12 protein-coding genes and 1 tRNA gene are annotated in these 11,825 nt (G+C 30.0%); 11 read left to right on the top strand and 2 right to left on the bottom strand.

Annotated features, from left to right (window positions below; genetic code table 4):
* The 6 genes from A6V39_RS00005 to A6V39_RS05950 form a co-directional block, all read left to right on the top strand.
* Positions 1-2,359 (top strand): DUF3713 domain-containing protein (locus tag A6V39_RS00005; protein WP_370664252.1); only part of this gene is annotated, 2,359 nt, incomplete at its 5' end.
* 2 nt (positions 2,360-2,361) lie between these two features.
* The gene (locus A6V39_RS00010; RefSeq protein ID WP_187149618.1) at positions 2,362-2,691 is read left to right on the top strand and encodes an HIT family protein; all 330 of its coding nucleotides are present in this window, start codon (positions 2,362-2,364) and stop codon (positions 2,689-2,691) included.
* Positions 2,692-2,695: 4 nt separating this feature from the next.
* On the top strand, positions 2,696-3,091 hold the full coding sequence (locus tag A6V39_RS00015; RefSeq protein ID WP_187149619.1) for a hypothetical protein: 396 nt from the start codon (positions 2,696-2,698) through the stop codon (positions 3,089-3,091).
* Positions 3,092-3,256: 165 nt separating this feature from the next.
* Positions 3,257-3,715, top strand: a complete 459-nt coding sequence (gene pgsA / locus A6V39_RS00020; protein WP_245633471.1) for a CDP-diacylglycerol--glycerol-3-phosphate 3-phosphatidyltransferase — start codon at positions 3,257-3,259, stop codon at positions 3,713-3,715.
* On the top strand, positions 3,702-4,304 hold the full coding sequence (gene cdaM / locus A6V39_RS00025; RefSeq protein WP_245633472.1) for a diadenylate cyclase CdaM: 603 nt from the start codon (positions 3,702-3,704) through the stop codon (positions 4,302-4,304). Before pgsA ends, cdaM begins: the two co-directional genes overlap by 14 nt.
* A 44-nt stretch (positions 4,305-4,348) precedes the next feature.
* Positions 4,349-5,998, top strand: a complete 1,650-nt coding sequence (locus A6V39_RS05950; protein ID WP_187149627.1) for a magnesium transporter — start codon at positions 4,349-4,351, stop codon at positions 5,996-5,998.
* Here the strand turns inward: A6V39_RS05950 and A6V39_RS00035 are convergent.
* Positions 5,949-6,041, bottom strand: a tRNA-Ser gene (locus tag A6V39_RS00035). The genes A6V39_RS05950 and A6V39_RS00035 overlap by 50 nt on opposite strands.
* Before the next feature lie 211 nt (positions 6,042-6,252).
* On the opposite strand from A6V39_RS00035, the gene A6V39_RS00040 reads away from it, so the two are divergent.
* The 5 genes from A6V39_RS00040 to A6V39_RS00060 all read left to right on the top strand — a co-directional run bounded on the left by A6V39_RS00040 (position 6,253) and on the right by A6V39_RS00060 (position 11,260).
* Positions 6,253-6,474, top strand: a complete 222-nt coding sequence (locus A6V39_RS00040; protein ID WP_187149621.1) for a hypothetical protein — start codon at positions 6,253-6,255, stop codon at positions 6,472-6,474.
* 108 nt (positions 6,475-6,582) lie between these two features.
* Positions 6,583-7,020 carry a hypothetical protein gene (locus A6V39_RS00045; protein ID WP_187149622.1) on the top strand — a complete coding sequence of 146 codons (438 nt, stop codon included), beginning with the start codon at positions 6,583-6,585 and terminating at the stop codon, positions 7,018-7,020.
* Between the two features lie 58 nt (positions 7,021-7,078).
* Entirely contained in the window at positions 7,079-7,486 is a 408-nt protein-coding gene (locus tag A6V39_RS00050; protein WP_187149623.1) for a hypothetical protein, read from the top strand.
* Positions 7,486-10,809 carry a DUF3713 domain-containing protein gene (locus A6V39_RS00055; protein WP_187149624.1) on the top strand — a complete coding sequence of 1,108 codons (3,324 nt, stop codon included), beginning with the start codon at positions 7,486-7,488 and terminating at the stop codon, positions 10,807-10,809. The genes A6V39_RS00050 and A6V39_RS00055 overlap by 1 nt, the downstream gene beginning before the upstream one ends.
* A gap of 214 nt (positions 10,810-11,023) precedes the next feature.
* Positions 11,024-11,260, top strand: coding sequence for a hypothetical protein (locus tag A6V39_RS00060; protein ID WP_187149625.1), 237 nt, complete (start codon positions 11,024-11,026; stop codon positions 11,258-11,260).
* Positions 11,261-11,614: 354 nt separating this feature from the next.
* Here A6V39_RS00060 and A6V39_RS05900 read toward each other — a convergent pair.
* The coding region (locus A6V39_RS05900) for a hypothetical protein (protein WP_222702659.1) at positions 11,615-11,825 on the bottom strand (211 nt) is incomplete at its 5' end.

Below are 11,825 nucleotides of genomic sequence, written 5' to 3' on the forward strand. Positions count from 1 at the left end.
CAATGGCAATGGCAACAAATATGCTGATGCTGTAGAGATTAAAGATTCTCCGTGAATCTTTATCAGAAACCAAGCAGGAATACATGCAGTTGCTGTTGATAGTGCTGGAGCCCGTAGAAATGGATCAAGTAATCCAAAATTAGAGGATATTTATCATCACTTTAATTTCAGAACTCTACAGGTTAAAGAAAAAAACACTTTCTCTTTACAAGAAACACTGGGAATTGATTACACTAAACCAATCAATTCCTTTAAAGACTATGTATCTAAACACTTCGATAGATTATTAGTAAGTTACACAGTTTCTGATAGTTCCAAAAACAACAATTTATTTAGGAATTACAATTTAGACACTTCAAGTAAATTTAGGAATTTATTTAATGAATGAGAAGAATTAGTAAGAACTAAAGCAAGATACCAAAGATCACTTCAATTAAGAGAAGCACTTATTAAGGAATATGCTAAAGCTCAATGAGATGTAGAAGACAGTAGCAAGAGCTTCAAGAGCGTACCGAAGAAATTTGGAATTTCTTCTCCATTACCATACGAATTAAAGCTTACTAGAGGAGGCGGCAAAGATGAAGAATACTTGTTCCCAGAATTAGAGAAAATATATGGCGTTTACTTTGATGGTATTAGATCTAAAGGTGTAACTTATTCAGGTAATTTAGATGAGAATGTCTTCTTAAGAAGCATTAAAGAAAAACAAGATAAATTCCAAAAAACTTTAATTAGTGCTTTAGGTAAACTGGAGTTAAATACTAAGGTTTCTGGTTACTTTCAAAGTGATCGAATTTTTTTAAACAACTTTTATGTTAACGAAATAATTGATATTTTTTTCAAAAATGAAAATCTCTTTAGAAATTTACTTCTTAAGGTCTCTCTTAAAGAGGATTATTTAGGTAAATCCTTTATTGGAAATAAAGGTTATGTTGATACTCAGAAAACCAAAACTTTATTAATCAATAACAATAGTGATGATTTAGATGCCAAGACAATCGAAGATAATTTTTTAGATTCTTTAGATTCTGATTCAAACGGAGATAATCGTAAGAAGTTAATGAAAGATATAGAGACTTCTGTAAATAAATTTTATTATGGTAAATATTTCTTGAAGAATATTGATAGTAGTCTTTGAGATGTTCTGAAATATGGTGGCGGGACAATTGATAGCACTACTAATAAGTTAGGTGAATCCATAAGAAAAGCCTCTAAGAATGCTTTTGAAAATGGTTATTTTTTAAATGTTGATGGACTTAAAGATAAACACCTTAAATTTTTGGCTACTCTTTCTTATTTAACAAGAGACAATTTTCAGTATTTCTTAAGTTTGATGAGGGCGACAGTTACTCCAAAAACTGATGCATATTTCTTGTGGGAGAAATTTAATAAAAAAGGAAATAACGCAGTCACAATGAAGGCTACATCTGGATTTCTTAAAAACCCTTGATTAAACCCTGATGTTCAACAATTTTCAAACAAAATTCATGATTTCAATGGATATTTAATTTCTTACTTTTCAGGTTACGGTAAGAAGACTCCTCCTGGACAAGAACCAGCCACCCAAGCCACCTCATTCTATAAAGGATTTTTGGTACTTAATTCTCCACAAACTTGAACACAAAATTTAGTTTCTGATCCAAGCAAATTTGTTTCTAATAGTCTTTACAAATACGGTTCAGAAGGTTCAGAAAATGAAGTTGATGCATATGTTCAGAGTATTCAAAATGAAGCAGATTTGGAAGAAGTGATAGAAAAAATAAAGGAAGTTGCTGGCAAGGATAAGAGTAGTACTGAACTCAATTTACTTAATTTAAAAACTGTTTACATTACTAATGGTGATTCATCATCATCATCATACCGCATCTTAACTTTGCAAGAGAGAAAGAGCTTGGTTTCCGCTATTTTGAATAACATTAAATCTGAAGACGTCAAAGACGGAAAAATGGATAAATCTAAATATAAAAATATTTTCAAAACTGATCCAGATAAGAATTGAACTCCCGAAGCTGTTACTAAGCATTCTAAATGTACTAATGGAGGAGGAGGAGGAGGAGGAGGAGGAGGATGTAGCACTTTCATTGATGCTAAAAAACACTATAGTCCAACAAAGGGAGGTATTGCCGACGACTATTTTGTTACTCAAGTAAATCACAATGCATTTAAAGATTTTGAAAGCTTTAAAAAATATGCTAATAAGCATCTTACAAAAGAGCTATTTTGAGCTTGAATAATTGATGCCGCACAAAATGAAAGAGTACAAGAGATGGCAATAAGAGATTTAGAAGATACAATTATTAAGGTAGAAGCATACGACAAACAGTTTCGAGAATCTGCTTCATATAGATACGCTAAGTAGTTATGTGTAAGAAAGAGGGTTGTGTATTTTGTGAAATTGCTAGTAAATTACCAGATAATATATTAGGGGAGTCTAAATATGCTTATGCTCTGCCAGATCATAAGCCAATTACAGAAGGACATACTTTGATAATTACTAAAGATCATTATGAAAATTTTATGAATGTTGAAAGCGAAGCTATAAAAGATGCATCTGTATTAGCCCAAGAGACTGCTAAAAAACTTTTAAGTATGTATCCTAATATTCAAGGTATAAACTATGTTTCAAATCAGGGTGCAAAAGCTAAACAAGTAGTTTTTCACTTTCATTTGCATATAATTCCAAAATATTAAGATTATGTCTTCAAATAAAAAGATAGAGGTAGTCATCAAAATAAGCCAAGAGCTTTATGATGACCTTAAGAAGCAATTAGAGTTACTTAAACAATCAGATATCGCTAAATTTAAGGGAGTTCATACTGTTGAAGATTTAGTGTCTGAGTTTCTTCAAAGCTTAACCAACTCTAAAGAAGACTTCATGTCTATTCAAGAAAAGATGTTTACAGTATTCAAGGACTTAGACAAAAAACAAAAGATTATTAAAGAAATATTTAATTCTTTTGCTAAAGAATGAGAAGGCTTTAAACCAGATTCAGATGATATTGATGATGAATTATTTGATGATTTAGATGAGGAAGATGAAAACAAAAAAGATAAGAAAAAAACAAAAGATACTAAAGGTAAGAAGAATTAATTTATTTTAAGAATAGGCAAGAAACAAGTACCAAATATATTAACAGTAAGTAGAATTATCTTAGCGCCTGTAGCTATACTATTCTTTTGATTAGATCATCACACAAAGAGCAGTGAAGAGGGACTATTTAAGATACTTAGCAGTGAATATAATTTATTTCATTTATTGGGTGGATTAGCTTTTTCCTGCGCTTCCTTTACTGATTTTTTAGATGGATGATTATCTAGAAAATGAGATGCGGTATCTGTATTTGGAAAGATATTTGATCCATTAGCAGATAAATTACTTGTTAATGGAACACTTATTGTTTTCATGATATCTAGAAAAGTATTAATTGCTATAGCTTCAATACTTATTCTTAGAGATCTTATTATGGACTTAATAAGACTTGTTTTTTATAGAAAACGCAAAGTAATAGCGGCAATAAAAACAGCCAAATATAAAACAGCAACTCAAATGGCTGGCTTATTAGTGCTTATCTTTGTTTTTCCTTCTTATTCTGTAACTAGTTTTTGAACTTTACAAACTTTATTTAGTCAGGGCTTATTATTCTTATCTAGTGTATTTTCTTTAGTATCCTTTATGCAATATATAGAAATTCTTAGATATGATGGACACAACTAACACAGCTATCAATTCAGTAGGTTTTGCTGTTCTGTTTTTGATGATCCTATTACTTTACGCACAACTACCTCATAAGAAAGTAAGATGAAAGCTATTTAAGAGCAAAAATAAAGACTTCTCAATAGCAGAATACGAAGCTTTCATTTTCCAATTATCCTATTCTTTACACTTTCTTTCTAAGCATAAAATAGGCGCTTTAGTAGTTATTGAAAATGTTGATAATCTTAAGAAATATGTATCTCTAGGCTATTCAGTAACAGCTAAATTAACTTCTGAACTACTAATAACAGTATTTGGCAATAAGAAGTCTGCTCTTCATGATGGCGGAGTAATAGTACGTAAATTTAATGTCATTTCTGTTTCTTCTTATTTTCCAGTAACACAAAAAATTATGACTTCTACTTATGGTGCAAGACATAGATCAGCTACTGGATTAACAGAAGAAACAGATGCCATAGCTTTAATAGTATCTGAAACTACTGGTAATATATCCTATAGTAAGAAAGGTAAAATACATGCTTTAGAGAAAGAAAATTTAGATGTATTGTGTGATAATTTGTTCGAATTGTTAAACTTTTATATAAACTAGAAGAACTGTAGGTATGAGTTCGATATTACTTCTAAATATTTATTATGTTGCGAAGGCGGGTAAATTATGCCCATGTGTATGACCAAAAGGTTGTTGCATTAAAGAATAGAATTTATCACTTACACGAAAGTAAAAACGACATAGGAATAAAGAGTCAAATAAAGAACCAGCCACTTAACTTATTAGTTGAAGCACTAGAGAGTATTGATGATATTGATTTAATAATAAGATTCATTATTTCGGCCTACAAAATCAAAATGGGCCAACTCTTTCTTTCGCTTTCTGAAACTAATAAATTAAGAATACTCTCTAAATTAAAGAATGCTGTTATGCAACAGCTTCTTGAGGATTTAAATGCTGACGATGTATATGAATTACTCTCTATAGTATCACCTCAAGTACATAAGAAAATAATCTTTAATGCCTCTAAAGAATTAAAGGAAGAAATAAAGAAGCTTAAGAGTTTTAATTTTGCTCATGTAGGTAGTATTATGAATACTACCTTTGCTACTCTATTAGCAGGTATGCAAGTAGGAGAAGCAGTTAATTATTTACGTATTAATAAAGATGAATTTGATATAGGCGAAGAGATATTTGTAGTTAATTCTGATGAAGAGATAGTTGGTTCAGTAAGAGTTAAAGACTTATTATTTCTAGATAAGTCTAAGACTATTACTGAGATAGTTGATAAAGCTTTCTTTTCAGTAGGAGAAGTAGATGATATTGATGAAGTAATAGATTTATTTAAGAAATATAGTGTTAGTACTGTAGCAGTACTTGATGCTCAAAATAAATTAGTAGGTATTGTCAGTTACAACGATGTAATACCTGAGATATTAGATAGTAATATAGAGGATGTATATAGATTCTATGGTATTAGAGAAACTAAGAGATCTTATTTAAATAGTGATATTTCTGAGATAGTTAAGTCCAGAATATTTTGTTTAATAATGATGTTGCTAGCAGCAACATTTACTACTTTAGCTATTGATAAATTTGAATTAATGGGAGTTGATTATACAGCAGGTATTTCTACTGCTGTATTAGTTCCTATTATTCCAGTGATTACAGATATGTGTGGTAATACCGGTTCTCAAACCACTGCTACAGTCATACAGGCTGTGGCGGCAGGAGATGTAAAGGAATCAGATTTTTTTAAAGTCGTCAAAAAAGAATTAAAGGTCGCAGTAATAATAGGAGCAATTTTAGCTATTTGTAACTTCTATAGGCTACTTATTTACTATGCAATATTTCAAATAGATAGTAAGAAATTCCATACTAGTTCTTTACAGAAAGTAGTTCAGGTTGTTAGTTCAATAATTAATAGTAGTGAAAATTTTAAAGACCCCTCAAAACTATTTAAATTAGGAATAGTTGGAGCTTTAAGTTCTTCTTTAGCTTTATTCTTAGTAGTTATTTTTTCTAAATTCTTTGGTGTATTAGTTCCTTTCTTAGCTATTAGATTTAATTATGATCCTGCTTCTGTATCTGCTCCAGCTTTAACTACTATATTAGATACTATAGCCTCTGTTATTTTCTTTGGTATAGGAATACTACTAATACAGGCAGCAATAAAGCCTATATTTAATGTGAATGTGAATGATGGTAAGCTTGCGAGCGCAACGATAGCAACCTTAAAACAAATGGCGGAAACTATGGGATTTGAACCCATGCACAAAAAAAGATTTGTCTAACACATTAGCAGTGTGTCCCCTTGAGCCTCTTGGGTAAGTTTCCAAATCTTTACCCATATATATTAATACTATTTAATAAAAAAACATTTTTCTTCCATGTTTCCAAGAACAGTAGCTCTTTCACTCGAAGGCACCGTGATTGTAGGAGGTGCTGGGGCAGGAATAACTTTCCTATCTGGAGTCTTTAATAAATCTCCTCGATCCGAAAAATAGTTTGAAAAAATAAGTTTACCACAAGTCCTGATTTTGACTCTTTGGAGTGAAAGGTCAACGGAAAGAAGGCTCTCGAATGAGAGGCAAAAGAAGCTATATTTAAACGCAAAGCAGGAACAATATATGGTAATCCCCCTTGGGCAAATGAATTATTAGCAATTTTTTCTAAAGGTAATACTCAAAGAAACGTCCCATCACTTATTGCTGAGTGATGCATGAATAACAGTGATGGAGATGTAGGTATCAATTCTACTAAAGGATAAATGATGGCAAAGCTTTGTGATGTGACTTTTGAATAGTGTTACTTTTCAATAATAAAATTAACTATTGGGAAAGATTCAGCACCACTTATTAGTGAGGATGCATCTTTTATGTTCCAAAGAACTACCCTAATTTCTTTAGTTACTACTTCAATTGTCGCCGGTGCAGGAGTTGGAATAACTTTCTTATTAGGTGGCTTTAATAAATCTCTCCATTCCCCAATCAAAAGAGTAGTTTGAAAGAATAATAAACCCACTACTTTACCTAGACTTAATGCTGATGGGTCTATTATTGATGACAGTAAAGACAGATGGGAAACAAAAGCAACTACTTTTAAAAATATTTCTGGTGAGATATATGGAAGTCACCCTTGAGCAAAAGAGTTGTTAAGGGATTTTGCACGTAGTGGTAGTCACAGAACTCCATCATCTCTTATTGCAGAATGATGTGTAAATAGTAATGATAAAGAGATAGACTTTAAATCTGTTAAAGGCCAAATGTTAGAACAGCTTTGTGATGCAACTTTTGAAGATACTGTTCAAAAATAGATTACTTTATTATATGAGTACTAATTAGTGCTTTAACTAATAAAAGTAATTTTTCTATATGTTGCAAAGATCTCTCTCTATTTCATTAGGAACTACAGCATTTGTAGGAAGTGCTGGCCTTATTGCTTCTTATTTGTCTGGAGGTTTCAGTAATACTTTTCCTATGAAAACAATAGTATGGAATAATAAACCTAAATCAATACCTAAAGTAATGGATAATGGATATATTGAAGATCCTGTATCTAGAAAAAGATGGGAGGCAAAGGAGTTAGATTTAATATTCAAAACTAATAATAAAGAGGATCATCCTTGATGGAAAGAGTTGCTTAAAGTTTTAGGAAAAGATAAATTTAATGTTCCTGTTCTTATTGCTAAATGGTGTATGAGCAATAATGATATAACTGTAGATATTACTTCCGATAAAGGTCAGATGTTAGAAAAACTTTGCGATGTTTCCTTTAAGTAGTGTTACTCTTTAAACACAAATTACTTGCTTTATTATTGCCTTGTGCACTAACTTCTTTTAGTTCTTTAAGCTTTAGTATTCATTCAACAGATTCACCCCCCCCCCTAGTTCCACAAGATAACTCTTCACATAAAGAGTTTCTTATTGGTACCGGAGATAAGTTTTTGAAATTAAATGGTCAAGAAAAACAAATTAATGAAATATTGAAAGAATATGCATCAACTACAACCGGTGCAAAGGTTTTGGCCGATAAGCTTTCACAACATGTGCTTTTGAGCTTTATTGATAATTATCAAACTGGAAACACTTCACATATAGGCGATAAACTTAAATCAAAAGTTAGTAATTTAAGAAGTACACATAAAGTTCAGAATTTAAGTGGAGATGAAAAGAAAGAGGCTTTGTGGTTATTTGGAGGTAAAGAAGAACATTATCAACAACATCAAGTACTAGGTAATGTAAAGAATGTATTTCTTGAAGTGCTTAATGAATTACTTCAAGAAATAAATTTAGATGATAAAGACTCTAAATTTAAAGAAGGCGATGTTGATAAATACAAGGATTTCTTATCTAAGTTTTTAAATCATGCTCTTGATGATTACATCAAGAATGAAAGACCTGTACCAATTAAGAAATTAACTTGAAAATATGATACCAATAAGAGAATAGATGAAATTAAAGAATTAATAAATCCAGAACATATACCAGCAGGCTCAAAACTTCCAGAAACGCCTAATTATTTTTTTCCTTTAGTATCAACAGAATCAAATAAGAAATTTAAAGACTTTCTTATTAAGATTAAGGACTTAAAGGACTTAAAGGACTTACAACAATATTCTGACACAACTAATGTAAATCCAATAGTAACAATTACTAATATTCCTCATTCTGACTATACTTCTCAATACTCTATAGCTCTTCTTGATCTTTATCACTATTTAATTAAAAAAATTACTAAAGAAAAGGCAGATGATGATCATGATGTATTAAGAGACACCAACACCAACAATAATGAATGCAAAAATATAGATAAGTTTATTCCTAATTTTGATATTGAAAGTAAGGATTTAAAGGATTTATTTTGTTTGAAAAAAGAATCTAATAATTTTGGAACTGTTAATGAAGTAAGTGATTTTGTTTATTTAATATCTAAACAACAAGAACAACAAAGCTGAATAATATTCAAAGATAAAGAAGGAATACATGCAATTACATATGATTGAGAAATATTCAAGAAAGCTTTTGATGATAAAGAATTAAAGAAGCTATTATTCAAGCGTGAAGATTTCAAGATAAAGGAAAAATTATTTTCATATATTACAAAGCATATTGGTGCTTTGTTATTAGGCTATTGAGATAAATTCTTCAACAATGGAAACAATGGTTTAAAATACAAGGATTCTGCAAAAACTTTAAGCCAATTATTATTTAAGTCTCATTATTCTCCTTATCAACTTGATTTAAGAAAAAAATTAACTTCAGATTTTTTAGATATTTTTGAGAAAGAGTTAGTTAGATCTGGTAATAATTTTCGGAAAGGCCTAAATTTGGCATTTGCCGGTAAATTTCCAAAAAAGTTTTTTGAAAAGACTAGCAAGGATAGTTTTTTTGATGATCAGTATTCAACAACAAGAACAACAGAAAAAATATTTCCTTATTTAGAGGATTCTTATTTACTCAGACTTGATAAGAAATCTAGGTTTATGTGGGCAATTGATAGTTTTGCAAACGTCGAAGAGGCTATGAATGGATACAAGAAAAATATTGAAGACTTATTTAAACAACAACAACAACAACAACAGAATGAAAAGTACGAAAATCAAAATTTCTTTTATTTTGGTAGTGAAGTAAACACTTTACAACAGGGCTTAAATATTGAAGACAATAAATTATTTTCTTCTTTATTAGCCACTTTGCTAAAGGATAATAAGATAGTCAATGTTTTTCAGAAGGAAAAGGTCTTATCAGAGGCAACATTTTTAGATAATCAGTGAAAGTGAAAGGAATCAGGAGCAATAATTGATCATGAAACTACAAAAGATTTATTTAAGAATGAAACCAAAGAGCTCCCAAAAGAGCTCATAAAAAACTACTTAATTAGTAGCTATCTTGAAAAATTATCTTCTTTGAAACTTACAAGATTGGTAGGGAAAATAGGCGATGATGGAGATTTTAGTGATAGTGATAAATTGTTTAAATTTTTAGAAAAAGTAGATAAGGAGGCTCAGATTTTTCTTTCCTCAAAAGGATTTGATTTTTTATCTGAAGAGAATACTTTCTTAGATTTACTTACTGCTAAATGATTATCAGAGAATAAGTTTGAAAATTTAAGAAAACACTTAAATTCAAGTCTTTCAAAAAGTTCTTTATCAGCCTTTGTATTTTCAAGAAAGTATTCAGAAGTTAATAAATGTTTACCTTCGTCAGTCAATAATCCTTCAGAAAATCTAAAGTGAAATAAAGAATCTCTTAAACATTCTTGATTTGATGGAAATAGTAATGGTCAGCAAGAAATAATTAATTGTCCATTTAATTCTGAAAATTTAAGTTTTGCTAAAGTAGTTGTAAAGGATAAAGTTGAAACATTTACTGGTTACAAGGGATTAATTAGTGGTGATTGAAAAATTCATTTTCCTGAAGAAATAGTCAAAAGAATTGAAAGTAAGAGTCCTTTATGAAAAGACTCTAATGCTTTAGTTGACTATATAGATGAATCTATTAAAGAGGATAAACATCTTAAAGAATTAATAGATACTTTAAAGACTGTATTTCCTAATATTGCTTGAGAAGTATTTCTTAAAGATGTTTATGAAATACCTAACTTTAAATTAGATTGAAATAGAGCTTCTTTAGGTAGTAGATTAAAGAAAAAAACTACTTTAGATGATCGTAAAGAAGCTCTTAAACATTATTTAAAAAAAGGCAAAGGTTCAACATTAAATATGCATATGTCACTATCTCAAATTAAAGCTATTAATGGTGGAGGTAGTCCATTAGATAGTGCTTTTGAAAGTAATAGTAATGAATGGTTGCAAGATGAATATGGTAATTACTTAATAACAGATAAAGAAGGAGTACAACATTTAATATTCTTAGTTCCTATTAAACATGGTAATGTTAAAGATGTAAATAGTTGAACTGCTTATTTGAAAACTATTACTAGTGATTTAATACTTAGAGAAGTAGTTAAATTAGCAAAAGATCACAAAATACAGAAAAAAGCATTATTTGATAAGTTAGCAAATAAGAAGTTAGATTCAATGGAATCAGGAGATTACAGATTAAGAAGTCTATTAGGTTATCAATGATTGGCTAAGAATTAGTGTCTTTAAATAAAGCTCTAAGCTCTGAATAAAAGTACTGGCCATAATTCCAGTTACTGCTTCAGTAATATATGGAATTACTCATAATACTCGAGAAGTAAGAAAGATAGCTAATTATCCTAAAAATAAAGCAGACATAACACCTACTGGTTTCAAAAAGGATGATTACACAAGAACAGAAGTCTTTTGAAGATCTAGAGCTAATTTATTAACTATGAAACATAAAGATAAGAAAACAGATTGATTAAAGGCTTTAAGAGATGATTTAGGTAGCAAATGAGCAGAATATTTAGAAACAGAGATTAAAGATACAAAAAGGGGTTGATTTTTTGTATCTTATGAAAAAGCTGCTAGAGCCATCTTAGAATGATGTGAATATTTCTCAGAACATGCAGGAGATAATATAGTAAGAAAAGAGATGGATGCCAAGTTGTGTAATTACGATAAATAGATAGCACTATTTAAAATGAGAAATCTCGGCAATTACTAGATACTTTTGATGATATTTAACCATAAATTATTTTGACTCTTATTACCTTGTTCTTTAACTTCTCTAAGTACAATTAGTTTTAGTAGTACTGAGTCCTCCAATCCAATCCAAGACTAAGGATAGCGAAACAATAGATTTAAAGGAAGAACTAGGTTTTTTTAGCAAAATAGGTAGTAGTGATAAATTTATAGAATTTGAAAGTTCAAGTTCAAAGAGACTTGAAGACATAATAAAGAGTTATCTCAAAACTACTAGTGGAGCAAAAACACTTGCCAAAAGATTAACTCAACATCTAACAGTAAATTTAATTGATAGTTATGAAAAAGACAAACCCTCGGCTATCAAGGATAAATTAAAGAGTAAATTAACAACTTTAAGAAGTGAATCAAAATTAATTAATTTAGGCTCCAAGGAACAGGAAGAAGCGAGATTTTTATTTGCAGGAAAAGAAGAAGAATATCAGAAAGATCAAGTGTTAACAAAATCTAGAGAGATATTTGAGCCTGTCCTGAATGAAGTCCTGAAT

Source organism: Candidatus Mycoplasma haematobovis, assembly GCF_001645765.1.
Lineage (GTDB): Bacteria > Bacillota_I > Bacilli_A > Mycoplasmatales > Mycoplasmoidaceae > Eperythrozoon_B > Eperythrozoon_B haematobovis.